Origin of the sequence: Testudinibacter sp. 'clade 2', assembly GCF_006227735.1 — a bacterium.
GTDB lineage: Bacteria > Pseudomonadota > Gammaproteobacteria > Enterobacterales > Pasteurellaceae > Chelonobacter.
The window spans coordinates 1-26234 of record NZ_VDHB01000053.1; the positions used below are offsets into that span (position 1 = coordinate 1).

27 protein-coding genes are annotated in these 26234 nt (G+C 45.1%); 22 read left to right on the forward strand and 5 right to left on the reverse strand.

Going from position 1 to position 26234, the window contains the following annotated elements:
- The first annotated feature begins 92 nt into the window (after positions 1-92).
- The 9 genes from FHQ30_RS04500 (at position 93) to lapB (ending at position 8493) form a co-directional block, all read left to right on the forward strand.
- A complete protein-coding gene (locus FHQ30_RS04500) occupies positions 93-404 on the forward strand; it encodes a helix-turn-helix domain-containing protein (protein WP_139610412.1) in 312 nt (103 codons plus the stop codon).
- Positions 405-503: 99 nt separating this feature from the next.
- Positions 504-2660: a bifunctional 23S rRNA (guanine(2069)-N(7))-methyltransferase RlmK/23S rRNA (guanine(2445)-N(2))-methyltransferase RlmL gene (gene rlmKL, locus FHQ30_RS04505; protein ID WP_139610411.1), complete on the forward strand. Its 2157-nt coding sequence runs from the start codon at positions 504-506 to the stop codon at positions 2658-2660.
- Positions 2661-2677: 17 nt separating this feature from the next.
- Positions 2678-3421, forward strand: coding sequence for a glycerophosphodiester phosphodiesterase family protein (locus FHQ30_RS04510; RefSeq protein WP_139610410.1), 744 nt, complete (start codon positions 2678-2680; stop codon positions 3419-3421).
- Positions 3422-3427: 6 nt separating this feature from the next.
- Positions 3428-3988 (forward strand): RBBP9/YdeN family alpha/beta hydrolase, encoded by a 561-nt coding sequence (locus FHQ30_RS04515; protein ID WP_139610409.1) that lies wholly within the window; start codon positions 3428-3430, stop codon positions 3986-3988.
- A gap of 51 nt (positions 3989-4039) precedes the next feature.
- Positions 4040-4723, forward strand: coding sequence for a (d)CMP kinase (gene cmk, locus FHQ30_RS04520; protein WP_139610408.1), 684 nt, complete (start codon positions 4040-4042; stop codon positions 4721-4723).
- Between the two features lie 99 nt (positions 4724-4822).
- Positions 4823-6493: a 30S ribosomal protein S1 gene (rpsA, locus tag FHQ30_RS04525; RefSeq protein WP_132966508.1), complete on the forward strand. Its 1671-nt coding sequence runs from the start codon at positions 4823-4825 to the stop codon at positions 6491-6493.
- Between the two features lie 59 nt (positions 6494-6552).
- Positions 6553-6837 carry an integration host factor subunit beta gene (locus FHQ30_RS04530; protein ID WP_132966506.1) on the forward strand — a complete coding sequence of 95 codons (285 nt, stop codon included), beginning with the start codon at positions 6553-6555 and terminating at the stop codon, positions 6835-6837.
- A gap of 172 nt (positions 6838-7009) precedes the next feature.
- On the forward strand, positions 7010-7303 hold the full coding sequence (locus tag FHQ30_RS04535) for a LapA family protein (RefSeq protein WP_132966504.1): 294 nt from the start codon (positions 7010-7012) through the stop codon (positions 7301-7303).
- Positions 7304-7308: 5 nt separating this feature from the next.
- Positions 7309-8493 (forward strand): lipopolysaccharide assembly protein LapB, encoded by a 1185-nt coding sequence (gene lapB / locus FHQ30_RS04540; RefSeq protein ID WP_139610407.1) that lies wholly within the window; start codon positions 7309-7311, stop codon positions 8491-8493.
- Between the two features lie 80 nt (positions 8494-8573).
- Here lapB and FHQ30_RS04545 read toward each other — a convergent pair whose 3' ends face one another.
- Complete coding sequence (locus FHQ30_RS04545) at positions 8574-10325, reverse strand: ABC transporter ATP-binding protein/permease (protein ID WP_139610406.1); 1752 nt, start codon at positions 10323-10325, stop codon at positions 8574-8576.
- Positions 10326-10387: 62 nt separating this feature from the next.
- A complete protein-coding gene (locus FHQ30_RS04550) occupies positions 10388-12571 on the reverse strand; it encodes a TonB-dependent siderophore receptor (RefSeq protein ID WP_139610405.1) in 2184 nt (727 codons plus the stop codon).
- Between the two features lie 214 nt (positions 12572-12785).
- Between FHQ30_RS04550 and pyrF the strand changes: the two genes are divergently transcribed.
- On the forward strand, positions 12786-13478 hold the full coding sequence (pyrF, locus tag FHQ30_RS04555) for an orotidine-5'-phosphate decarboxylase (RefSeq protein ID WP_139610404.1): 693 nt from the start codon (positions 12786-12788) through the stop codon (positions 13476-13478).
- A gap of 14 nt (positions 13479-13492) precedes the next feature.
- Positions 13493-13810, forward strand: a complete 318-nt coding sequence (yciH, locus tag FHQ30_RS04560; RefSeq protein ID WP_139610403.1) for a stress response translation initiation inhibitor YciH — start codon at positions 13493-13495, stop codon at positions 13808-13810.
- Positions 13811-13894: 84 nt separating this feature from the next.
- Here yciH and argS read toward each other — a convergent pair whose 3' ends face one another.
- Entirely contained in the window at positions 13895-15625 is a 1731-nt protein-coding gene (gene argS / locus FHQ30_RS04565) for an arginine--tRNA ligase (protein WP_139610402.1), read from the reverse strand.
- Positions 15626-15707: 82 nt separating this feature from the next.
- Here argS and FHQ30_RS04570 point away from each other — a divergent pair, with 82 nt between their 5' ends.
- Both FHQ30_RS04570 and FHQ30_RS04575 read left to right on the forward strand, forming a co-directional pair.
- Positions 15708-16301, forward strand: a complete 594-nt coding sequence (locus FHQ30_RS04570; RefSeq protein ID WP_139610401.1) for a VOC family protein — start codon at positions 15708-15710, stop codon at positions 16299-16301.
- Positions 16302-16333: 32 nt separating this feature from the next.
- A complete protein-coding gene (locus FHQ30_RS04575) occupies positions 16334-16795 on the forward strand; it encodes an outer membrane lipoprotein (RefSeq protein ID WP_139610400.1) in 462 nt (153 codons plus the stop codon).
- Positions 16796-16891: 96 nt separating this feature from the next.
- Here FHQ30_RS04575 and FHQ30_RS04580 read toward each other — a convergent pair whose 3' ends face one another.
- Positions 16892-17506, reverse strand: a complete 615-nt coding sequence (locus tag FHQ30_RS04580; protein ID WP_132966489.1) for a DedA family protein — start codon at positions 17504-17506, stop codon at positions 16892-16894.
- Positions 17507-17832: 326 nt separating this feature from the next.
- Between FHQ30_RS04580 and rplY the strand changes: the two genes are divergently transcribed.
- From rplY to cysB, 9 genes are all read left to right on the forward strand, one after another.
- Positions 17833-18117 carry a 50S ribosomal protein L25 gene (rplY, locus tag FHQ30_RS04585; RefSeq protein WP_139610399.1) on the forward strand — a complete coding sequence of 95 codons (285 nt, stop codon included), beginning with the start codon at positions 17833-17835 and terminating at the stop codon, positions 18115-18117.
- A gap of 102 nt (positions 18118-18219) precedes the next feature.
- Entirely contained in the window at positions 18220-19005 is a 786-nt protein-coding gene (truA, locus tag FHQ30_RS04590) for a tRNA pseudouridine(38-40) synthase TruA (RefSeq protein ID WP_139610398.1), read from the forward strand.
- A gap of 96 nt (positions 19006-19101) precedes the next feature.
- Positions 19102-20001 (forward strand): acetyl-CoA carboxylase, carboxyltransferase subunit beta, encoded by a 900-nt coding sequence (accD, locus tag FHQ30_RS04595; RefSeq protein WP_139610397.1) that lies wholly within the window; start codon positions 19102-19104, stop codon positions 19999-20001.
- A gap of 6 nt (positions 20002-20007) precedes the next feature.
- Positions 20008-21357, forward strand: coding sequence for a bifunctional tetrahydrofolate synthase/dihydrofolate synthase (gene folC / locus FHQ30_RS04600; protein WP_442805635.1), 1350 nt, complete (start codon positions 20008-20010; stop codon positions 21355-21357).
- A 127-nt stretch (positions 21358-21484) separates the two neighbouring features.
- Positions 21485-22042 carry a cell division protein ZapC domain-containing protein gene (locus FHQ30_RS04605; RefSeq protein ID WP_176552592.1) on the forward strand — a complete coding sequence of 186 codons (558 nt, stop codon included), beginning with the start codon at positions 21485-21487 and terminating at the stop codon, positions 22040-22042.
- A 119-nt stretch (positions 22043-22161) separates the two neighbouring features.
- Complete coding sequence (gene rnm, locus FHQ30_RS04610) at positions 22162-23040, forward strand: RNase RNM (RefSeq protein ID WP_139610394.1); 879 nt, start codon at positions 22162-22164, stop codon at positions 23038-23040.
- Positions 23041-23146: 106 nt separating this feature from the next.
- Positions 23147-23767 (forward strand): L-threonylcarbamoyladenylate synthase, encoded by a 621-nt coding sequence (locus FHQ30_RS04615; RefSeq protein WP_139609363.1) that lies wholly within the window; start codon positions 23147-23149, stop codon positions 23765-23767.
- 39 nt (positions 23768-23806) lie between these two features.
- Entirely contained in the window at positions 23807-24892 is a 1086-nt protein-coding gene (gene rluB / locus FHQ30_RS04620) for a 23S rRNA pseudouridine(2605) synthase RluB (protein WP_176552591.1), read from the forward strand.
- Positions 24893-24912: 20 nt separating this feature from the next.
- On the forward strand, positions 24913-25884 hold the full coding sequence (cysB, locus tag FHQ30_RS04625; protein WP_139610393.1) for an HTH-type transcriptional regulator CysB: 972 nt from the start codon (positions 24913-24915) through the stop codon (positions 25882-25884).
- Between the two features lie 102 nt (positions 25885-25986).
- Here the strand turns inward: cysB and FHQ30_RS13220 are convergent.
- Positions 25987-26234 (reverse strand): immunity protein Tsi6 family protein (locus tag FHQ30_RS13220; protein WP_176552759.1); only part of this gene is annotated, 248 nt, incomplete at its 5' end.

Genomic DNA, 26234 nt, shown 5'->3' on the forward strand with positions numbered 1-26234 from the left:
TCAACAGACCCTATTCTCAGGAAAAAATAATGCAATGGGTTAAGCTGGGTATTTTAATTGAAATCCCCGATACAAATTTACAGGAGTAGAGAATGCGCTATAACAGTGATATTTCAAGAATGATCCATCAGCACGCAGCAGAATTATATGATGTCGGCGCGATCGACAAAACCACAATGCGTAAATTTGATCAGGCTTGTTTAACGCCGATTGTGCCTTTAACACCACAGGAAATTCGTGAAATTCGACAAAAAGAGAATTTTTCACAAACCGTTTTTGCCACTTACTTAAATGTCAGCAAAAATAGGGTGTCCGAATGGGAACGGGGCGTGAAAAAGCCGAGTGGTACCGCACTTAAGTTACTCACATTAGTTCGACACAAAGGCATTGCGGCAATTGCTTGAAGTGTAGTACCACATCTCGCCGTTAAATAGTCTGCGAATTTTCGCCGAGTTTGCTATACTGCGCCTCAATTAACCGACGCGATGAGAGCCAAGCAAAAGATGAAAAACCTGTTCGCCACCACAGCCCGTGGCTTTGAAGAATTATTAAAAACCGAATTGAGCGCATTAGGGGCGCAAGATTGCCAATTGAAACAGGGCGGGGTGGCGTATCAAGCCGATGACAGCACGTTGTACCGCACTTTGCTTTGGAGCCGTTTAAGTTCACGGATTTTATTGCCGCTGACACAGGGCAAGGTCTATGACGATGTCGATCTTTACTCCACCATCACCAACTTCAATTGGTCTGACCATTTTGACAGCAAAAGCAGTTTTTTAGTGGATTTCAACGGCACTAATCAGGCGATTCGTCATACTCAATTCGGCGCCATGCGGGTCAAGGACGGGATTGTCGATTATTTTGAACGCCACGGTGAAGCTCGTCCGAATGTGGAAAAGGCGTATCCGGATATTCGGATTCACGTCTATTTAAATCGGGAAGAGCTGATTGTGTCGCTGGATTTGAGCGGTGATGCGCTGCATTTGCGCGGCTATCGTGAAGAGAGCGGCAAAGCGCCATTGCGTGAAACCTTGGCGGCAGCAATTATTTTACGATCCGGTTGGCAACAAGGCACGCCGCTGGTCGATCCAATGTGTGGTTCCGGCACGCTGCTGATTGAAGCTGCACAGATGGAAGCGGGTATTGCACCGCAACTCAACCGCTTACATTGGGGCTTTGACCATTGGAAAGGGCACGATTTCGCTTGTTGGCAGCAAGTGCGGTCACAAGCGCAAATTCAAGCTGATCAGCAGGCACAAAAAAATCCGCAACCGCACTTTTATGGTTTCGACCTTGATCACCGCGTATTACAAAAAGCACAACATAACGCTAAGCAAGCGGGGGTCGCCCATTTGATTCGCTTCAAGCAAGGCGATATTGCCGCACTGAAAAATCCGTGTGCAGCTGACGAAATCGGCACAGTGGTGTGTAATCCGCCGTATGGCGAACGGCTTGGCACGACGCCGGCTCTGATTGCGCTGTATTCGGTGTTTGGCCAGCGTTTAAAACAGCAGTTTGGCGGCTGGAATGCCTCGATTTTCAGTGCTGAACCGGGGCTGCTGAATTGCATTCGGTTACGTTCACACCGCCAATTCAAAGCCAAAAACGGACCACTGGAATGTTTGCAAAAGAATTATCAAATAGCACAACCAAGCCAGACCGCACTTCAGCAACCGAATGCGGAAAATTCACAAAGTGCGGTTTCCAATGGCGCAACGTTAGCGCCCGATTTTGCCAACCGCTTACAAAAAAACCGCAAAAAAATTGAGAAATGGGCGCAGCAGCAGGGATTAGATGCTTACCGTTTATACGATGCCGATCTGCCGGAATACAATTTGGCGGTTGATCGTTATGCGGATTACATTGTGGTGCAAGAGTATGCCGCACCGAAAAATATCGACCCGAACAAAGCCCGGCAACGCTTGTTGGACGCCGTCAGCGCCACCTTGCAAGTGACCGGCGTCGATACCAATAAACTGGTGCTGAAAGTGCGGCAAAAGCAGAAAGGCAGCAGTCAATATGAAAAGCTCGGCAATCAGGGCGACTATTTTGACGTGCAGGAATACGGCGCCAAATTGTGGGTCAATCTGACCGATTATCTGGATACCGGGTTGTTTTTGGATCACCGCTTGACCCGTAAAATGGTGGGCGAAATGGCGCAAGGCAAGGATTTTTTGAATCTGTTTGCTTACACCGGCTCGGCAACCGTTCATGCGGCGTTGGGTGGAGCAAAAACCACCACCACGGTGGATATGTCCAATACTTACCTCAACTGGGCGGAACAGAATCTGATTCTGAACGGTTTTGAAGAGAGTCGCCAGCATAAAATTATCCAAGCGGATTGTTTGCAATGGCTGGCGGAATGCAAACAGCAATATGATCTGATCTTCGTCGATCCGCCGACCTTCTCCAACTCCAAACGCATGGACGACAGTTGGGATGTACAGCGTGATCACTTGAAATTGATGACGCTACTGAAAAACATTATCCGTCCGAACGGTACAATTATTTTTTCCAATAATAAACGTGGCTTTAAAATGGATTTTGACGGCTTAACCGCACTTGGCTTGCAAGCCACCGAAATCAGCGCCAAAACCTTACCGCTGGATTTTGAACGAAATAAACAGATTCATAATTGTTGGGTGATTACGCTAAGATAAGCATGAAAGAGAAAAAAATGAACAATCGCGTTTACGCCCATCGCGGGGTGTCGGGGCTGGCACCGGAAAACACGCTGGCGGCGATTAAATTGTGTAAGAAATACAATATCGATTGGTTTGAGTGCGATATTGATGTGATCGCAGACGGTACGGTGATTTTAACCCATGATTCCACGCTGGATCGTTGCACCAATCGCAGCGGCAGTTATTATGATTTAACGCAGGCAGATTTAGCTGGAATTGATGCCGGTGCATGGTTTAGCGAAGATTTTCAAGGCGAGCCGTTGCCGACACTGCCGCAGGTGGTGCAATGGATGAATAACTATCAATTGAACGCCAATATCGAGATCAAAAGCTGTGAAGCCGGCAAAGTGATGGCATTGAAACTGCTGGACGGCTTGCAACAGGCGCTGACCGTACTTGAGCCGGAACGGGAAGTGATTATTTCCAGCTTTAACCATCTGCTTTTAGCAGAGTTGAAACAGCGCTGTCCGCAGCTTGCGGTAGCGTGTTTGTATGAAAATTATGATTGTCTGGACGATGCACTCACGGTACTAGAATGGGTCGGCGCAGAATATATTCATTTATCACAAGATGGTTTAACCCGTGAAACCGTCGCCCGTTTCAACAACGCCGGTTATAAAGTGGCGGTTTATACTGTTAACAGCACCATGCGTGCCAATGAATTGTTTAACTGGGGCGTATTCGGCGTGTTTAGTGACGTGCCGCATTTGTTTGCCGAACGGTATAGATTAGGATAAAAAATAATGAAACAGCAAGTTTATATCGTACATGGTTATACGGCGTCACCTGAGTCTAATTGGTTTCCTTGGCTAAGAAAAGAGCTTGAAAACCAGGGGATAACTACAACTATATTATCTATGCCTGATTCACATAATCCGCATTATGAAAATTGGCTTGGGCATTTGCAAAGTCGTATAGAGTTAAATGAAGAAACGATTTTAGTTGGGCACAGTTTGGGTTGTGTAACAATTTTAGGATATCTAAACAGGCTATTTCCAAAAACTAGAATTAAGGGGATTGTGCTTGTTTCGGGTTTTATTGAGAAAGTTTCTACATTACCAGAGTTAGATGAGTTTAATTCTCCGCCACAAGATTTCGAACACTTGATTCCATATATCCAAAATAGAATAGCGATTTATTCGTTAAATGATCAAATTGTTCCTTTTTACTATAGCGAAAATTTAAATCAAAAATTAAAAACGGAGTATTACGCTATAGAAAATGGTGGACATTTTTTAGATCGAGATGGATTTGAACAATTTCCTTTGATATATGAAAAAATATTAGAAATAATTAAAAATTAAGTTTATCGGTTAGAAATTAATGCCTGATTTATTATTTGAGAGTAAGAAAAAATGCAAAAAAAGATTGTGATTACCATTGATGGCCCAAGTGGCGTGGGCAAAGGCACATTGTGTCAGGCATTGGCACAGCAGTTGGGTTTTGAGCTGTTGGATTCGGGCGCGATTTATCGTGTGTTGGGCGTGGCGGCTGTGAAAAGTGCGGTCGCGTTGGACGATGAAACCGCACTTGCGGCGTTGGCGGCAAAATTGGATATCCGCTTTGTGCCGGAAAACAGTGCAGTGAAAGTATTATTAAACGGTGAAGATGTCAGCAGCGAAATTCGCACGGAAATTGCCGGCAACAACGCCTCCAAAGTAGCGCCGTTTGCGCAAGTGCGGTCAGCATTGTTACAGCGGCAACGGGATTTCAGCACTGAAAAAGGGCTGATCGCCGACGGGCGCGATATGGGCACGGTGGTATTTCCGCAGGCGCAAGTGAAAATCTTTTTGGACGCCAGTTCGGAAGAGCGTGCCAAGCGTCGGTTTAAGCAATTGCAGCAAAAAGGCGTGGCGGCGGATTATGATCAAATCTTAAGCGAAATCAAAGAGCGCGATTTTCGTGACCGAAATCGTGCAGTGGCACCGCTAAAACCGGCGGATGACGCATTTTTATTGGATTCGAGCGCATTAAGTATTAGCGAAGTGATCGAAAAAGCGTTACAATATGTCGGTTTACGCATTCAACAAGAAGCGTAACGCCTGAATATGGTTTGTTCAAGGATGGATAAACCGTTTGAAACAGCCCCATTTGGAAGGAATTCGAATGGACGTTATTAATTAATTTGAAGATTAAATATGACTGAATCTTTTGCTCAATTATTTGAAGAATCCCTAAAAGAACTTGAAACCCGTCAAGGTTCTATCGTTAACGGTACTGTTGTTGCTATCCAAAAAGGTTTTGTATTGGTTGACGCAGGTTTAAAATCTGAATCCGCAATTCCTGTTGAAGAGTTCTTGAATGCTCAAGGCGAGCTGGACGTTAAAGTCGGTGATGCCGTTAAAGTTGCCCTTGATGCCGTTGAAGACGGTTTTGGTGAAACCAAACTTTCTCGTGAGAAAGCGGTTCGCCACGAATCTTGGATTGAACTGGAAAAAGCATACGAAGAACAAGCGACTGTTATCGGTTTAATCAACGGTAAAGTAAAAGGCGGCTTCACAGTTGAGTTAAACGGTGTGCGTGCGTTCTTACCGGGTTCACTGGTAGATACTCGCCCAATCCGTGATACCTTACATTTAGAAGGTAAAGAATTAGAATTCAAAGTAATCAAACTGGATCAAAAACGCAACAACGTTGTCGTTTCCCGTCGTGCAGTTATCGAAACCGAAAACAGCCAAGAACGTGAACAACTGTTAGAAAATCTGCAAGAAGACGCAGTGGTTAAAGGTATCGTTAAGAACCTGACCGACTACGGTGCGTTTGTGGATTTAGGCGGCGTCGACGGTTTGTTACACATCACTGATATGGCTTGGAAACGTGTGAAACACCCAAGCGAAATCGTGAACGTAGGTGACGAAATCACCGTTAAAGTATTGAAATTCGACCGTGATCGTACCCGTGTATCTTTAGGCTTAAAACAATTAGGTCAAGATCCTTGGGTTGCTATCGCTGAAAATCACCCGGTCAACAGCAAATTAAGCGGTAAAGTAACCAACCTGACCGACTACGGTTGCTTCGTTGAAATTTTAGACGGTGTTGAAGGTTTGGTTCACGTTTCCGAAATGGATTGGACCAACAAAAACATCCACCCATCTAAAGTGGTTAGCGTCGGTGATGAAGTTGAAGTGATGGTATTGGAAATCGACGAAGAACGTCGCCGTATTTCTTTAGGTTTGAAACAATGTAAAGCCAATCCATGGCAACAATTCGACGAGACACATAAAAAAGGTGATCGCGTTGAAGGCAAAATCAAATCTATCACTGATTTCGGTATCTTCATCGGTTTAGAAGGCGGTATTGACGGTCTGGTTCACTTGTCTGACATTTCTTGGAATGTTGCCGGCGAAGAAGCAGTTCGTAGCTACAAAAAAGGTGACGAAGTTGCCGCTGTTGTTCTGCAAGTCGATGCGATCAAAGAGCGTATCTCTTTAGGTATCAAACAATTGGAAGAAGATCCGTTCAACAACTTTGTTGCTGCCACTAAAAAAGGCGCGATTGTAAGCGGTAAAGCGGTTGAAGTTGACGCTAAAGGTGTTAAAGTAGAGTTGGAAGGCGGTGCAGAAGGTTATGTTCGTGCAGCTGACTTGGCTCGTGAGCGCATTGAAGATGCTACGACTGTAGTGAGCGTCGGTGATGTGGTTGAAGCGAAATACACCGGTGTTGATCGTAAATCCCGTACAGTGCATTTGTCAGTACGTGCGAAAGACGAAGCGGAAGACAGCGCAGCAGTTGCGAACGTGAACAAGCAAGAAGAAGCGATTCCAAACGCAATGGCTGAAGCCTTCAAAGCGGCTTCCAAAGGCGAATAATTAATTGAACTTCACATGCGGATGCTAAGTGCGGTATCCGCTCAAAATGAGGAGACACTATGACTAAATCAGAGCTTATCGAAAGTTTGATTCAACAAAATCATACGATTCCGGTAAAAAGCGTAGAAAGTGCGGTTAAAAGTATCCTTGAATCGATGTCGCAAACCCTAGAAAATGGGGATCGGATTGAGATTCGCGGATTCGGCAGTTTCTCACTACATTACCGTCAGCCACGAATCGGGCGCAACCCGAAAACCGGTGACAAAGTCGATTTGGATGCAAAATATGTTCCTCATTTCAAGGCGGGTAAAGAGCTTAGAGAACGTGTGAACGAATCCAATTAAATTTGATTGAAAACGGCGCATTAAGTGCCGTTTTTTATTGCCCGTAAAGTGGCAAAACACAACTTTTCTGATTATTAACAATAAATCGCTGATTAATACCGAATTTATCTATATGCCCAGTGTGATTTTTGGCATAATGGGTCATGTTCGTTATGAAACTCAGGAGAATAAAATGATTAAATACATTTTAGGCTTGGTTATCGTGCTGGCGATTGTGATTGTTGCGATTACTATCGGTGCTGATAATGATCAGGTGATTAGCTTCAATTATATTATTGCCAAAAGCGAATTGCAGTTATCCTCACTGGCAGCGATTCTGTTTGGCTTGGGCTTGTTATTAGGTTGGACCATCTGTGCCTTTTTTGTGCTGCGCTTGAAAGTCAAAAATTTTCGTTTGACTCGGCAAATCAATCGTCAAACTCAGCAGATCACTGAATTGACCGCCAGCCGTGATAAAACCGTGTAATTTCCATGCTTGAATTACTGTTTCTGTTATTGCCTGTCGCCGCGCTTTACGGTTGGTATATGGGCTATCGTAATGCCAAAAAAGGGCAGGACGATGTCAGCAATAAATTATCCCGAGACTATGTCACCGGGGTAAATTTTTTGTTGTCTAATCAACAGGAAAAAGCGGTTGATCTGTTTTTGGATATGCTGCAAAAACAGGAAAATGAAAACGATATTCACAGTGATTCCCAATTTGAAGCTTCGTTGACGCTGGGCAATCTGTTTCGTTCGCGCGGCGAGGTGGATCGCGCGATTCGTATTCACCAAAACTTGGTGGATGACCCGAATTTCAGTTTTGACCAAAAATTGCTTGCCAAACAACAGCTGGCTTTTGATTACCGCAAAGTCGGTTTTTTTGATCGTGCCGAAAATATTTATATTAGTTTGGTTGATGAACCGGAATTTGCTGACAATGCCTTGGAAGAGTTGGCAAAAATCTATCAAAAAACCAAAGAGTGGAAAAAAGCGGTTGATGTCACTGAAAAGCGGCAAAAAGCGTTTCCTCAATCTAATAATATCGAACTGGCACACTATTATTGTGAGTACATCGAGGCTGAAGAATTAAGCGTTAAAGAGCAAAAAGCCTTGTTAATGCGAGCGCTGGTGGTGTCGCCGACCTGTGTCAGGGCATCGATTGAATTGGCTTACCTGTATATGCGAGAACAGGATTTTCAGACAGCGATCGCGCATTTTCAAGCGGTGCTGCAACAAAATTCCGCATTTATCGTTGAAGTGCTACCGCACTTGAAGTGGTGTTACCAGCAGCTGCAAGATCCAAATGACTACGAGCTTTTTCTGATTAAAGCCAAGCAGCGGCATAATAGCGGTGCTGTTGAATTGGCACTGGCGGAATTGACCGATAAAAACAGTGGTGCGGCGGCGGCACAAGCCGGTCTTTATCAACAGCTGAACCATATTCCCAGTATGGATATTTTCAACCGCTTAATCCAATATGATATTGAACAGGCGGAGGATGGGCGTGCCAAAGAGAGCTTGATACGCTTGCAGCAATTGGTGGAGAATAAAATCGGGCAAAGTTTTTCGTACCGCTGCTCCCATTGCGGTTATCGCAGCCATCGCTTGGTATGGAACTGCCCATCGTGCAATAAATGGGAAACGATTAAGCCGGTGGACGGGCAGTATCAATAGCGGCAATGCGACTAGTCGGCAGAACGCGAAAAAGGCAGATCAATCGTTCTGCTTTTTGTATTACCGCTTTATAGATGCCTTTATAAACGCAAAGTGCGGTTATGGAATTGCTGTAGCGTGCTGCGGTGGCCGACGCTGATCACAATGCTGTGCGGCAGATAACGTTTGAGATTTAAATACATAATCTGTTCATTCAATTCATCTAGCGCAGAGGTGGTTTCATCGAGAAAAATCACATCTGGTTTTGCCAACAGAATACGGATAAAGGCGATTCTCTGCATTTCCCCCGGCGACAACAGCACTTGCCAATCGCACTCCGTTTCTAGCTCGTACAAATAACGTTCCAATTTGCAGTGTTGCATAGCCTGCATAATTTGCTGATCCGTTGCTTGAATATTGGGATAACAAATCGCTTCTTTTAGCGTACCTTCCGGAATATACGGCATTTGCGGAATAAACATCCGAGTGAAACGGCAATCTTGTTGTACGGTGCCTTCGGTTTTGAACGGATAAATTCCGGCAATCGCTTTCAGCAGGGAAGTTTTACCACTGCCGGAAGCACCGCGAATCAGCAGATAATCGCCACGCTGCAATTGCAGATTAATATTACGTAGCAACGTGCGGTTTTGTTCGTCTCGAATTCCGAAATTTTGCAGTCGGAAATGATCGATTTCGCAAAGCGTTGTTGCTTGGGCGGTGATGGCACTCAGTTCATTCACCCGTTGCAAAAAGCCGGCAAGCCGGTTGAGCCGCGCCTGATAAAGCGTAAATTCTTCATAAAACAACCGGAAAAACGAGAGTGCCCGCATTAACCGATTAAAGGATTGTACGGTTTGGTGCATATCGCCCAGTGTCACTTGTCCGGCAAAAAAGCGTGGAGCCTGCAGCATCAGCGGCAGCAACATAGCCACTTGGGTCACGCCGGTATTGAAACCGTCCAATCCCAACATTTTATAGACTATTTGCCAGCGGTTTTGAATAGTTTTTTGGAATTTCTCGCTCAGGTGATGTTTTTCATTTTCTTCGCCGTGATAAAAGGCAATGCTTTCGGCTTGATCACGCACACGAATTAACGAATAACGATAATCCCCGTTTAATTTTTCTTTATTAAAATTCAGTTTAATTAACGGATAGCCAATCCAGATTGAAAGTGCGGTAGAAAGAAGAATGAAAATATAAATGAAAAAGACCACCCCTTTCGGCACGGCAACACTAAATAACAGCAGAATGCCGGAAAGCTGCCATAAAATCAGGGTGAATTCGATGGTTGATACAATCGAATTAATCACCCCGCGGACTAAATCGACGGTGCCCGTAATAAACTCCCGGGCATCTTGTTCAATCCGTTGATCAATATTATCGGGCAGATCGTTTTCATACTTTAAGCGGTAGTAGTTTTTATTGTCTAACCAATGCCGGAGCATGGTTTGATTCAGCTTTTCCAACCAGCGAATCTCAAACACCTGCCGCATTAAATAATTGATGATTGAGTGGATAATTTTACATAAGACCAGCATCGCATTGATGGTTGCAAAAAACCAAAAGCCATCGGCATCTTTATTCTGTAGTGCGCTGTAGAGACCGTTATAAAAAAACGTATTCAGCACGCTGATCCGCACTTCCAGCAAGATCAGGATCAATAGAATGAAAATCAAACCGAGGATTTTCCAGCGCTTGCCGGAATTAACGCACGGTTGGGTGATTAGCCAAAATTTTTGCCCGAATTGCGTCTTTTTTAGTGCGAATGCCGCAACGGTTAATATGAATGAGAGCCAAAAAAGTGCGGTCAAAATCCAAAGAAAACTATCATTGAGTTCCGTTTGCCAATTCATTTTTTACCAAATTCCGAATAAGACAAAAGGGCGATGATGATCGCCCTTGGGGGAGAATGAGATTAAAATTCTACTTTCGCATTTAACAGCACTTCACGCCCGTAGCCGAATGCAATCGGTACGATGAAGTTGTCGGCATTGCCAGATGTGGATTGATAATAGACTTTATCCGATAAATTTTTGCCGTTTAATTGCAGGCTGAGCTTTTTACCGGCAATTTTGGTGTCATAAGCTAAAAACGCATCATAAACCACCGCACTTGGGATTTTGTATGCGGTTGCATAATTCGAGGTGTAGGCATTCCAAGCACCTAAATAACGCGCCCCACTGCCAACGCGCCAGTTACCATCGAAAAATGTGCCCAGATCGTAACTTAAAAACAGTGCGGCTTGGTGTTTTGGTACGCCGTTAAGTTGTTTACCAATCGCATCTGGGTATAACGCATTTTCACGACTTTTAACTTTGGTATAGGTATAAGTTGCGGAAGCACTGAGTTTATCGGTTAAATTACCATTGATGTCAATTTCAATACCGCGTGAGCGCTGTTTGCCGACAATATAAACTTCATTGCTGCTATCAACTCCGGTAACGTTATTTTTATCAATATTGAATAAGGCTAATGTGGCGTTGATACTGCCACTTTCGTATTTTGTGCCAATCTCAATCGATTTTCCTTCTTCCGGGGCAAGGCCGGAATCAACACGGTTGGCAATACTCGCTTGTGGGCGGAATGATTCGGCATAGTTGGCATAGGTCGCCCAATTGGGTGTGAATTTATACACCGTACCAAATTGATAGAGGAGTTTGCCGCCGTGTTGATCGGTGTTTGGATTAAGGTTTGCACCGATAGCATGTCTGCCGGCAACTTGATCAAAATACTCATAACGCAAACCACCGCTGACAATGATGTTATCGGTCAGATAAGCGGTATCTTGAATATAAACGCCAAGGGTTTTGATATTATTGATTTGCCAGTTGTTTGCTGCAATGGTCTCGGTAACGGTCGGGTTAGTGTAAACCGGGTTGTCAATATTAATACTGCTCCAACCGCCATTGTTAAATACCGGTCCGGTCGTGCGATAGTTACGGCTGGCATCTGCACCAATGATAAAACGGTTCGCGATTTCCCCGATAGAAAATTCACCGACTAAATTGATTGAGCCTGAATGAATGTGTTGATCGGCAGATTGTTTTTCTAAACGGCGTAAGGCGGTTCTCGGTTGTAAGGTACGCGTGGCATTATAACCAAGTGATTCGGTGTCGCTGGTATTGACCGCCACAACACGCGTCTGCTTGTAATGGTATTTATCGCGCGCATAACCATAAACAAAATTTAATTTCCATTGGTCATTCAATTTTTGTTCCACTTTGATTTGGATATTATCGGTTTTTCCCGAGGTTTGGTTATTGGGCTCGTCTAAGCGGCGTACCGCCGGGATATTCACCACCTGACCGTTGACTAATTGCGTACCGCGATCAAAAGGTTGGGTGTAGTCGAGATGTTCATAAGCGATCAAAATCTTAGTGTGATCATTTTCCCAAGACAGCGACGGAGCATAGGTTGTGGTATTGATTTTGCCAAAATTACGCCAGTAATCTTTATCTTGTTTGTCATAAATAAAGCGATAAGCAAAACCATTGCCTAATCCACCCGTGGAATCTAACTGTGTGCCCCAGGCACTGTTGTTACCGACGGTACCGCCGATAACATGTTTGCTTTGTTGTTGCGGTTTTTTTGTAATCACATTGATAATCCCGCCCGGATCTTGAATACCGTAAAGCACTGAGGCAGGACCTTTTAATACTTCTACTGTTTCAGTCGTTGCCCCAAAATTATGCGATGGTCCGGCTTGGCTGCCGTTGCGCATAATCGAGTTATCACGGTTGCCACCGAAGCCACGCTTTTGCACCGCATCAAAGATACCGCCGAGGGTATTGGCTTGACTTACGCCGCTGACGCTGGAAAGGGCGTCAATTAAATCATTCGGCTTACGGTCTTCAATGAGTTGAGTGGTGACGACATTCACTGTGGTTGGTGTGTCAATGATAGGGACATCGACTTTGGAGACGGAGAAAGTGCCGATTGCGTGGTAGTCAATTTGTTGCAAATAACCTGCATTGACATCAATTTGCTCTAACGATTCAGCTTCTTCGCCAATAACGTTATTGGTTTCTTCTGCCTGCACAGAAGAAACCACAATCCCTGCAAAAAGTGCGGTATAGAGTGCGCTGAGTTTACATTTCATAAAAAAATCCTAGATTAAAATAAAGTTGCAAAATTTTATCGAAAACAATTCTCAATAACAACTGGTAATTGAAAATAATTATTATCAAAATAGTTAAAAACTATCGTGGGTAAACAACAGCAGATTATTTTTCAACTGGCAAAAACAGTGGTAACCCGCTAGAATACTGGGAGTTAAACGCAGGCTATTTACCGAATCACCGAGAGAGGAAATTATGAGCAGCAAAGTTATCGTCGCACTGGACTATGAAACTGAACGTCAAGCCTTGAGTTTGGTTGATCAAATTGATCCGAGTTTATGCCGTTTAAAAGTGGGTAAAGAGATGTTTACCACGTTGGGAACGGATTTTGTTAAGCAGCTACACAGCCGTGGCTTTGATGTATTTCTTGATCTGAAGTTCCATGATATTCCAAATACCGTAGCAAGAGCGGTGCGTTCGGCGGCCGATTTGGGCGTGTGGATGGTGGATGTGCATGCCAGCGGCGGTTTGCGCATGATGGAAACGGCGAAGAAAATTTTAGAACCGTATGGGAAAGAGGCGCCGATTCTGATTTCTATCACGGTGCTGACCAGTATGGAAGATGTGGATTTACTGCAAATCGGTTTGAATGCGTCACCAATGGAGCAGGTCATCCGTTTGGCACGTTTGAGCCAACGCGCCGGTTTGGACGGCGTGGTGTGTTCACCGCAAGAGGTCGAGATTTTGCGTGCTAACTGCGGTAAGGATTTCAAATTGGTCACCCCGGGCATTCGCCCTGAAGGTGCGGAATTTGGCGACCAACGCCGTGTAATGAATCCTAAAGAGGCGATTGCAGCCGGTTCGGATTATTTGGTGGTCGGGCGTCCGATTACGTTGTCGGAAGATCCGGTTGCGGTGTTGAAAAGTATCAATGCCGCTATTGCTTAAGGACCGCACTTTATATGTCTAATCCTTTAGTTTATTCTACCGAAAGCGGACGTATCAAACCGACAGAAGCACCAGAGCAGATCCTCAAGGGGGACGGAATTGTGCGAATTCAACGCCAAGTCAGCGGACGTAAAGGCAAAGGTGTTTCGGTGATCACGGGGTTGGCGTTACCGAGTGCAGAGTTGGAAAAAATCGCTTCCGAGCTGAAAAAGCGCTGCGGCTGCGGTGGTTCGGTGAAAAACGGTACGATTGAAATTCAGGGCGAAAATCGTGAGCTGTTAAAACAATTATTACAGCAAAAGGGCTATCAGGTAAAACTCGCCGGTGGTTGAGCGGTTTTCGGTTTATATCAATGACAAAAAAGTAGAAGAGCAGCGCTGATCTTCTACTTTTTTAGTGTCTGATGATGCTTAAGATTACATTTTGCGAACGGTTTTAATGCCCAATAGATCTAAGCCTTGACGCAATGTGTTTTGGGTTAAAGCCGCCAGTTGTAAACGGCTGTTTTTAATTGCCTCGTCTTCGCTATTCAAAATCGGGCAGTTCTCATAGAAACCGGAAAAAATACCTGCCAGTTCATATAAATAAGCACAGAGTACATGTGGCGTGCCTTCTCTTGCGACTGTTTGCACCGCTTCTTCAAACTGTAACAACTTAATCGCAAGCGCCCGCTCTTTCTCTTCGTTTAAGCAAATCGTGCCCTGCAATGTTGCACTATCAATTTGGCTGCGGCTGAAAATAGAGTGGATACGGGTGTAAGCATACTGCATATAAGGGGCGGTGTTGCCTTCAAAACTAAGCATATTGTCCCAATCAAACACATAATCTGTGGTGCGATTTTTGGAGAGATCCGCATATTTGACCGCACCAATCGCTACGGCCTCCACCACTTGTTGCAACTCTTGTTGACTGAGAGTTGAATTCTTGTCGCTAATCAGTTGTTCTGCACGTTCAATCGCTTCGTCTAACAAATCGGTCAGTTTCACGGTATCACCGGAGCGGGTTTTAAACGGTTTGTTATCTTTGCCCAACATCATGCCGAAATTGAAATGCTCCAGTGACATACTGTCGGGAATATAACCGGCTTTGCGCACAATTGTCCACGCTTGTTGTAAATGCTGGCTCTGACGGCTGTCGGTGAAATACAGCACACGATCCGCATGCAGCACTTCATGCCGATATTTTGCCGCTGCAATATCGGTGGTAGTGTACAGAAAACCGCCATCGCTTTTTTGGATAATCACCCCCATTGCTTCGCCGTCTTTGTTTTTGAATTCATCCAAAAAGACCACGACCGCACCTTGATCCTCGACCGCAATACCTTTGTTTTTCAAATCAGCAACAATCGCCGGCAGCATCGGATTGTATAGACTTTCGCCCATCACATCGTCATTGCTTAAGGTGACATTCAAACGGTTATACGTTTGTTGATTTTGCTGCATGGTGATATCCACCAATTTGCGCCACATCGCCAAGCAATAGTGATCGCCACCTTGCAGTTTCACCACATAGGCGCGGGACTTCTCGGCAAATTCGGCATCATTGTCATAACATTGTTTGGCAGCACGATAAAATGCTTCCAAATCACTGAGCGCCAAATCGTCGGCATGCTCATTTTCCACTTTTTCCAGATAAGCAATCAGCATCCCGAACTGGGTGCCCCAATCACCGACATGGTTGGCGCGAATGACGTTATGTCCTAAATATTGCAAAACCCTCACCACCGCATCACCGATAATGGTGGAACGCAGGTGTCCGACATGCATCTGTTTGGCGACATTTGGCGCGGAATAGTCGGCAACGATAGTTTGTGGTTGTGCGACTTTTTCTACCAAGGTTTGCTGTTGTAGCAACTGCTGGCTTTGTTGTGCTAACCAGGTATTTTTAAGAAATAGATTGATAAATCCCGGTCCGGCAACTTCCGCTTTTTCCAATAAATCACCTAATTCCAGATTTTCAATGGTTTTTTGTGCCAATTCGCGCGGATTCATTCCCCGTTTTTTAGCCGCCGCCATCACGCCGTTTGCCTGATAATCACCGAATTGCGCTTTGCCGGATTGACGCACGAGCGCATCGCATTGTGGTTCTGCACCGGCAGCGATCATTGCCTGTTTAATTTTTTGCGATAGAATGTGTTGAATATTCACAGAAATTGTAGCCTTTTAGATTAATAAATTGGTCGCTATAATACCGTTTTATCGGGATTGAGGAAAGACGGAGTCTTTAAAAATGGCAAATTTAACAAATGCCCATCCATTATTGCAGCTGGAAACCGCACTTGGTCGCACACTGGCTATTTTTCAGCAAAATATTATACAATTAGCTGATGCGATTGGGTTAGATCGGCAAACCTGGTTGATTGATCATCTAGCGGTACGGGTGAATACGCAGCAGCAGGGCGAACTCTGGCTGGCGTCATTGCTAAAGTGCGGTCAACTGCTGAGTGATAATCAGGTAAACGGACGACCGATTTATTTAGTGGCGTTGTCGCAACCGCTGGTTTTTGCCGAACAATCGGTGTCGGTGATTGAATTGCCACTGCCGAAAAATAAGCACTATCCACAGCAAGGATGGGAACATATCGAAGTAGTAGTGCCTTTTTTGGCTAAAGAATCGCCAAGTGAGTGGCTTGAACGTCTAAATCGGAAATTTTGTTTGAACGAAAAGCCTTTTTTAACAGTCAAAGTCGGCGAACCTAAAGTTGTCGGCGAGAAGTGTTGTAACCTCTCAATGGCAATAACATTTACTAACAATACAGAAAACCGTACCTGCATTAAGCTACATCCCTACCATATCAGGGATGTGGTCAAGCAAGAGCGGTGATCATCACTCCAATGTAATTTAAGGAAAAACTTATGAAAAAATCGATGTTAGCGTTAACGGCAATGATGGGACTGGCTGTAGTCGGCTGTGCCAACAAAGATATTTATAGCGGTAATGTTTATACCGGTGACCAAGCGAAAGAAGCGCGTTCAATCAGCTATGGCACCATTGTTTCCAGTCGTCAGGTTGATATTCAAGCACCGAATCAAGGTGTAATCGGTACAGTCGGTGGTGGTGCAATCGGTGGTATTTTAGGCTCAACCGTCGGTGGTGGTTCAGGACAAGCGATTGCAACTGCAGTCGGCGCTGTCGCTGGGGCTGTTCTTGGCAGCACGGCAGAACAAAAAGCCAGTAAAGTAGATTCGTTGGAATTAGTGATTCGCAAAGATGACGGCAAAGAAATCGTGGTGGTGCAGAAATATGACTCCACTTTAGTACCTGGCGCTCGAGTTCGCATCGTTGGCGGCTCAACCTTGAACGTCTCTGCGTTGTAATTAAAATCATATTGTAAATTAAAAAACAAAAAGTGCGGTTGAATTTTATTTTCAACCGCACTTTTTGTTTGGATACAGCCATTTTTTTGGATTGAATTATAAATTTTGTTCTTCGCGTTGTTTACGTTTGCGTTTCCAATAGGTGAAACCGACAAAAATGACGACGGCTGCCAAGATGAGATAAATCCCCATTTGACCATGACGCATCTGCGCTTTAATCCAGTCGATATTCTCCGCGCCGTGATGCCCCAAATAGACCCAAAACGGTACTGAGATAATCGCAGCAAAGAAATCAATCAGTAAAAAACGGATGAAACCCACACGGCGAGTGACGCCGGAAATAATATAAACCGGCGTTCGCAAGCCGGGTAGGAAGCGGGCGAAAAATAGCAACCGATTGCCGTAGCGATCAAATTTATCTTTAACCATTTTCAGTCGCTTAAAGGTGATAAAGCGTTTGATCAGACGAAAACGCAGAATTTTCACACCGTAAAACCGTCCAAGCATATACATCAAACAGTCGCCGAACAGTACGCCGATCATTCCGACCACCACCATCCAATGCGGATTAGCATAGCCTAATCCGGAAATAATTCCACCGGATACCAGCGTAATATCTTCCGGAATCGGCACGCCCATTCCACACAACAACAAAACGAAAAATACGGCGAAATAGCCGTAATTAGTAAAGAAATCAATAAAAAATTGCACGGTTAATCCATTGTTCTAGTTAGCGAAACGATGAAGGTTTTTCATCGAAATAACATTGCATACCGATGTTATTGTGCCTTTTTTTAGTGATAATTACCATCATAAAAAAGAGATTGACAACAGAAACTTGAGTGGTTGACCCCAAATAGAGAAAACAGGCGATAAAGTGCGGTTTTTATTTGCGTTGTGAGAGAAAATTCACTAGAATAACCGCCCTTGAGTTCGCTGCAAGCGGCTTAAGCCATACTTGTCGGGATTGTTGGGTCGCCTGCAATCCTTAATATAGAGAAACGTGATAGCGTTTCATAGTAAAAGAGAAAGTTAATATGTACAAATTTAATGCTGAAGTTCGTCAAACGCAAGGTACGGGTGCGAGCCGCCGTCTGCGTCATGCTGGTTTAATCCCTGCGATCGTTTACGGTGGTAACGAAGCGCCGGTTTCTATCACATTGAACCACGATGAATTAAACAATGCTCAAGCCCATGACAATTTCTACAGTGATGTGATCACGTTAGTGATCGAAGGCAAAGAAGTTGCAGTGAAAATCCAAGCGGTACAACGTCACCCGTTCAAACCGAAATTGGCGCACTTGGACTTCAAACGCGTATAATTTTTAACGTGTGATCTGAAAAACACCAGCAATCTTGGATTGTTTGGTGTTTTTTCATATCTAAACAGGCAAAAATGGCAGTCAAAGAATGGCGGGGCAAACATGAAAATTGCATTGGGGATTGAATATGACGGCAGTCGCTATTTCGGTTGGCAACGCCAACAAGCTGTTAAAAGCGTGCAACAAACATTAGAAACTGCGCTGAGTCAAGTTGCCGCCCATCCGGTTTCGGTTTTTTGCGCCGGTAGGACAGATTCCGGGGTGCATGCCACCGGTCAGGTGGTACATTTTGAAACCACTTCCATTCGCCAGCCGCAGGCTTGGACACTGGGCGTGAATGCCAATTTGCCGGATGATGTGAAAGTCAAGTGGGCAAAGCCGGTTGATGACGATTTTCATGCCCGTTTTAGTGCGACGGCACGTCGCTATCGTTATCTGATTTATAACAATGTGTTGCGCCCGGCAATTTTAGCCAACGGCTTAACTCACTATCACCAACCGCTGGATGAGCAAAAAATGCACCAAGCCGGACAAGCATTATTGGGCGAATTAGACTTCAGTTCATTCCGCGCAGCACAATGCCAGTCGCATTCACCGTGGCGTAATGTGCAGCATTTGAATGTCAGCCGCCTAGGGCAATTTGTGATAGTGGATATTCAAGCGAATGCGTTTGTGCATCATATGGTTAGAAATATTGTCGGCAGCTTGATCGAGGTTGGCAACGGCAATCAACCGCCGGAATGGATTGCTTGGTTGCAGCAACAAAAAGACCGCACTTTAGCAGCGGCAACAGCGAAAGCCGAAGGCTTGTATTTAGTGCAGGCGATCTATCCTGCCGAGTTTGCATTGCCGCAAACGCCGCTTGGACCGCTTTTTTTAGCGGATTGATGTGGTTAAATTTGGAAAAATGTATAAAAAAAGTGATAAATGTGGTGTAATACCTCGCATTGAACCCTCCGATAAATCATCATGAAAGGTTAACAAATGAGTTGGATTGAAAGAATTTTTAGTAAAACTTCAGTAAGCAGCAGTAGTCAAAAGGCGAATGTTCCGGAAGGAATTTGGACTAAATGTACTTCTTGTGAACAAGTTTTATATCGTGATGAAGTGGTTCGTAATTTGGAAGTTTGTCCAAAGTGCGGTCATCATATGCGAATTGATCCGAGAACGCGTTTACTGCAATTATTGGATGAAAACAGTGCTCAAGAATTAGCGGCAGAAATTGAGCCGGAAGATATCTTGAAATTCAAGGATTTAAAACGCTATAAAGATCGAATCAGTGCTGCGCAAAAGCAGACCGGCGAAAAAGATGCGTTAATTGTGATGCAAGGTAAAATCTATGATTTGCCGGTGGTGGTTGCGGCATTTAACTTTAATTTTATGGGCGGATCAATGGGATCAGTAGTCGGCGGCAAATTTGTCAAAGCGGCGGAAACTGCCTTGGCTAACGGCTGGCCGCTAATCTGTTTTTCTGCCAGCGGTGGTGCGCGGATGCAGGAAGCGCTGTTCTCCCTAATGCAGATGGCGAAAACCAGTGCGGTGTTGGCGAAGATGAAAGAAGCGGGTGTGCCGTATATTTCTGTGTTGACTGATCCAACCATGGGTGGGGTTTCCGCCAGTTTTGCGATGCTGGGCGATATCAATATTGCTGAGCCGAAAGCGCTGATCGGCTTTGCCGGTCCACGAGTGATCGAGCAGACTGTGCGCGAAAAATTGCCGGAAGGTTTCCAGCGCAGTGAGTTTTTGCTCGAAAAAGGGGCGATCGACATGATTGTCAACCGGTTGGAGATGCGCAACACCCTCGCCAGTATTTTATCTAAACTCTGTGGCCAGCCTTCACCGTTCAAAGAAGCGGAATTGGTGGAACAGGAAGCGCAAAATTAACCCATGATGAAATCATCGCTACAAGCCACCTCTTCATTGGAGAAGTGGCTTTGTTATATTGAACAGAGCCACAGTAAAGTGATTGACATGGGGCTGGGACGAGTCAAGCGGGTTGCCGAACAGCTGAATTTGCTGTGCCCGGCGCCGTTTGTGATCACCGTCGGCGGCACCAATGGCAAAGGCACAACCTGTCGCCTGCTCGAAATGCTGTTATTGAATGCAGGTTTGCGTGTTGGCGTGTATTCCTCACCGCACTTGTTGCGTTATACCGAACGTGTCCGAATCCAGAATCAAGAACTGCCGGAAGCAGCACACAGCGCATCGTTTTATTTTTTGGATCAAAACCGAACTGAATCTTTGAGCTATTTTGAATTCAGCACCTTATCGGCACTATATCTATTCAAACAGGCGCAGCTGGACGTGGTGATTCTGGAAGTCGGGCTAGGCGGACGTTTGGATGCTACCAATATTGTTGACAGCGACATCAGTGTGATCACCTCAATTGATATTGACCATGTGGATTATTTGGGCGATAACCGCGAAAAAATCGGTTATGAAAAAGCCGGAATTTTCCGAGCCGGAAAACGGGCAGTGATCGGCGAAGCCAATCTTCCTGATTCAGTCGTACAATATGCAGCTGAAATTGGTTGTGAGCTGTTTTGCCGTGATAAAAATTGGTCATACCGTGAACAGGGTGAAACATGGCAGTGGCAAAGCCAAGGGCACAAACAACCGACCGCACTTTGGCAGCAGCTGCCGATGCCGCACATTCCGCTCGCCAATGCGGCAACTGCGTTAGCGGTGTGTTGCTGTTTGCCGTTTCAAATCAGTGTCGAGAATATTGTTAACACCTTGATGCAAGTCGAATTAAGCGGGCGTTTTCAAACGATTTCAGCGCAGCGCTTACAACCGTTGGCAGAGCAATGGCAGCTTGCGCTAGCGGATTTGCCACAGGTGATCGTGGATGTTGGGCATAATCCGCATGCCGCACGTTATTTGGCGCAAAAACTACAACAACTGAATACGCAACACAAGCGCAAAGTCACTGCGGTTTTTGCGATGTTAAAAGATAAAGATGCCGTGCAAGTGGTTGAACCGTTGGCAGCTGCTATTCAGCAGTGGTATTTCGCCGATCTTAACGGTTATCGTGGACAGAGCGCTGAACAATTGAAAAGTGCGGTCGCTGAGGTGCTGACGCCGCAACAACGGCAAACTGCAATCACCTCAGCGAGTGTTACCGCAGCGCTCAAAACAGCATTGTGTAATATGCAGGCAGACGAATTGCTGTTGATTTTTGGCTCATTTTTTACTGTAGCTGAATTTTTGGCATTGCTGGAACCGAAAAGTGCGGTTTGACGGGCAGCAAGCGGATAAATAAGCGGATAAAAAAAGTAGCCGTATAAAAAGAAAACAGGTAGGATACCGATAGAATATAGCCACAGTTAAATAAGTAGCGGTAAATCAGGCGGTAGCGGCAATGCAAATGAACGGTTTTTTTTATTGGGAGTATGACAAAGTGCAGGATTGCCTGATGCTTTGTTCGGAAGCGACCCGACGAAAAATACCGACTGCCTTAAAACGCGAGGTGCTAAATTATAGCGCATTGGGTCGTAATGATTGTGAGGCGGGAGATTTTCTGTTTTATAATCAAGTAATTGAGCTGTTGGAATACAGCAACCTGATTGACCCGGAGCAGCACGAGTTTATCGCTTATAGCGCAACGGGTGCGCGTCAGTTTTTATTGCCAAGCCAAGCAAAAAGTTGGTTTTTTGAGTTTGCTGCGACGGCTTTGGCAGTCGATCATAACAGCACACCAATCCCCGCAATCGTACAAACCAGAGTTAAACAGACCGGACAGTCGATTAACTTGCTGCTATTGAATTGCGATGAGCAAGTCGCTGACTGTTTGCTGTTAGACCCAGCGTTGAATTTAGCCGGGCTGCGACGACAATTTGGGCAACCGCTGCGAATCTTTAATAACCGCTTGCAAGCCTTACCATTGGAGATGTCACTGGCTATTTTTCAGCAACAATCTGCTTAACTTCAATCGGTTACCTACCATTAAATCTATAAATAAAGATCAACAGATCCTATAAACTTACCATGCCGACAATCGTTTGCTGTCATATCGGTACTGAGAAAAAATAATGAGAAAATATCATGCAGCCAGAAAATTTAACCCCTCCCTGTTCGATTGATTTGCATTGTCACAGTAACCGATCCGACGGTGTGTTGACGCCGACAGATGTGGTTGCCAGAGCAGCAGAGAATGGCATTCAACTGTTGGCCTTGACCGATCATGACACGGTTGACGGCTTAGATGAGGCTCGACTTGCCGCACAACAGCATCAGATAACACTGATTAACGGCGTTGAAATTTCGACCTTGTGGCAAAATCGTGGCATTCATATTGTTGGCTTAGGCTTCGACCACCAACATCCGGCGATGACCGCACTTTTAGCACAACAGGCAGAACTTCGTCAGAAAAGAGCAGAGGAAATCGGTGCAAGATTGGAAAAGTGCGGTATTGAACAGGCTTATGCCGGCGCTAAATCTCTTGCTGGCGGGGAGGTCACCCGTGCGCATTACGCCCGTTATTTAGTCCAAATCGGTCAGGTCAAAAATGAGACTCAAGCGTTTAAACGCTATCTCGGCCAAGGCAAACCGGGCTATGTGAGCCCACAATGGTGCGATATTGAAACGGCGAATCGTGTGATTCATCAAGCCGGTGGCGTGTCAGTTTGCGCACATCCGCTGCGTTATCCATTGACACGCAAATGGTTGTTGCGTTTATTGAGCGATTTTCAACAATGGGGTGGTGATGCGGTGGAAGTGGCGCACAGCGGACAATCGCCGGATCAACGGCACAATTTGGCAAAGTGGGTGGACGAACTGGGGTTGTTGGCATCAGCAGGATCGGATTTTCACTATCCGTGCGGTTGGATTGAATTGGGCAAAAATCTCTGGTTGCCGACAATTGCCAAACCCGTTTGGCAAGCGCCTGATTTTGCGTCGCTTTTCATGCAAAGTGCGGTTTAGTGTCACTATTGCTGCTGTTCAAAACGGGAAACCACTTATTATTTTTAGTTATATAGCGTATAATCCGCCAAGAAATTGCCGTTAGGCACAAGATAGAGAGAAGTCGATGAGTCAGTTTTTTTATATTCACCCCGATAATCCACAGCCGCGCTTGATCAAGCAAGCGGTTGAAATTTTACGCCGTGGCGGTGTCATTGTCTATCCGACCGATTCAGGCTATGCGTTAGGCTGTATGATCGGCGAAAAACATGCAATGGATCGCATTGTCGAGATTCGTCAGTTAGCAGAAGGGCATAATTTTACGCTGGTTTGTAGTGATTTGTCTGAGCTATCCAATTATTCGATCGTCAGCAATGTGGCGTATCGCTTGATTAAAAACAATACGCCGGGGCATTACACTTTTATTTTGAGCGCAACCAAAGAAGTGCCACGTCGCTTGATGACATCAAAACGTAAAACCATCGGTATCCGCGTGCCGGACAATAAAATCGCCTTGAGTTTATTGTCGGAGTTAGGCGAACCGATTTTATCCTGTTCGTTGATTTTGCCGGGCGAAGCCGAGACCCAATACGATCCGGAAGCGATTCGTGATCAACTGGAAAAGCAGGTAGATTTAATTATTAACGGGGGTTATTTAGGGCAAAAACCGACCACCGTGGTCGATTTGACCGAAGATACACCACAAGTTATCCGAGTCGGTAACGGTTCGGTAACCCCGTTTGAATGAGCAATAATTGACACCCGTGAGGGTGACACAGAGGAATAGATGAAACCAATCAACAAAAGCAAAACGGCAACACATGTCAAAGGTGTTGATGCAAAACGCACAGCGCGTAAAGCCAGCTCCACAACGACAAAACCGCAAGCAAAACCTAAGCATTTACAACATCCTAAAAGTGCTGCAAAGCCTAAAAGTGATACTAAGCCTAATGTTAAGCCTAAAACCGATACTAAGCCGAGTAATGTCGCAACGAAATCCAAAGTAGTCGGTGAGAAGCTGCAAAAAATTCTGGCACGTGCCGGGCAGGGATCGCGGCGTGAAATTGAAACGATCATCGCTGAAAACCGGGTCAGTGTGAATGGTGAGCTGGCAACACTAGGTGATCGAATTGAACTACGCACAGACACTAAAATTCGGATTGATGGGCGTTTGATCAACCTGACTGCGGTGCAAAAACAGGTTTGCCGTGTGCTAATGTACTATAAACCGGAAGGCGAGCTGTGCACCCGCCATGACCCCGAAGGGCGAGCAACAGTTTTTGACCGTTTACCACGCTTAAACGGTTCTCGTTGGATTGCCGTCGGGCGCTTGGATATCAATACCTCAGGTTTAATGCTGTTTACTACTGATGGTGAACTGGCAAATCGTTTGATGCACCCAAGCCGAGAGATTGAACGGGAATATTCGGTGCGTGTGTTTGGCGAAGTCAATGATGCGATGTTATTCCGTTTGCGCAAAGGCGTGCAACTGGAAGATGGCCCGGCGCAGTTCAAAAGTATTAAAAATGGCGGCGGTCAAGGGATCAACCAATGGTTTGATGTCACTCTGACTGAAGGGCGTAACCGTGAAGTTCGCCGCTTATGGGAATCGCAAGGGATTCAGGTTAGCCGTCTGATTCGTATTCGTTACGGCAATATCAGCCTTTCAAAACAGTTGCCACGTGGTGGCTGGCAAGAGATGGCATTGACAGATGTTAACTATCTGCGTGATCTGGTCGGCTTACCGGCGGAAACGGAGAGCAAAATCGAGCAGCACACTCAACGTCGTCGAATGAAAACCGCCAAGATTCGTAAAGCGGTTAAACGTTTTTCAGGACAACCTTCAAGCCGCCGTCAACGGCATGATCGCTAAAATCAAAAAAGGAACAGGGGATGAAAATTCAGCAACTACGCTATATCGTTGAGATCGCCAACCAAAATTTGAATATTACCGATGCCGCCGAAGCACTGTATACTTCACAGCCGGGCATCAGTAAGCAAGTGCGGTTATTGGAGCAAGAGCTTGGATTAGAAATTTTTGAACGTAATGGTAAACATATTAAAAGCATTACCGCCGAAGGAAGTAAAATTATTGCGATTGCACGCGAGTTGCTGGCAAAAACCCAAAGCATTAAAGCGATTGCCGATGAATATACCCGTCCTGATCACGGAGTGTTGCGGATTGCCACCACCAATACTCAAGCACGTTATGTATTGCCCAAAGTGGTTGATCGCTTTTTAAGTCGTTATCCGGACGTCAGCCTGCAAATTCACCAAGGCTCACCGACACAAATCTATGATGCGTTGCTATCGGGAGAAGTGGATTTGGCGATTACCACCGAAGCACAATATTTGTTTGAAGGTGTGGTTCTGCTGCCTTGCTACAATTGGAACCGTTCAGTGATTGTGAAACGCAATCACCCGCTGGTCAATTGCAAAAATATTACGATTGAAGAGTTGGGCAAATATCCGTTGGTGACCTATACCTTCGGCTTCACCGGCGCTTCCGATCTGTCACAAGCGTTCAGCAGCAGCGGCATTTTGCCGAATATCGTATTCACGGCAACCGACGCCGATGTGATCAAAACCTATGTACGCTTGGGATTAGGTGTCGGCATTATGGCATCGATGGCGCATACTCAGGAAGATACGGATTTGGTGGCGATTGATGCCTCACATCTGTTTAAACCGAGCAGCACGCAAATAGCCTTTAAACGTGGCTCTTTTTTGCGCCATTATATGTATGACTTTATCAATTATTTTTCGGATCACCTGACCCGCCCAATGGTTGAACAGGCGGAGCGATTGCCGAATAATCATGCGATTCAAAAATTATTCGCCGATATTGAATTAGAAATGCGTTAAGTCAATATGAGAAGAGTAGGGCGAACTTTTTCTTTGCTAATAACATCATTTGCATATAAATCGTTCATTAAAATTGGGGTATTTCTTACCCCAATTATTTCATTACAGTTTGCCTTTTATCATTAGTCTACAGATTCCTGACACTTCGTGTAGCCTATCTGCAAAATCATTATAATCATTTTCAAATTCTCTGACTGCATATAGACCAATATTTATTTCATTTAACTTAAATCTGTCATTCTCATTTCTGAGTGCCTCAAGAATATATTTCAACTGATTTCTTACTGAAACTATCGGCTGCCAGGTTGAATTATTTTGTAAAATTTCGAGCGATTTTTCCAATGTATATA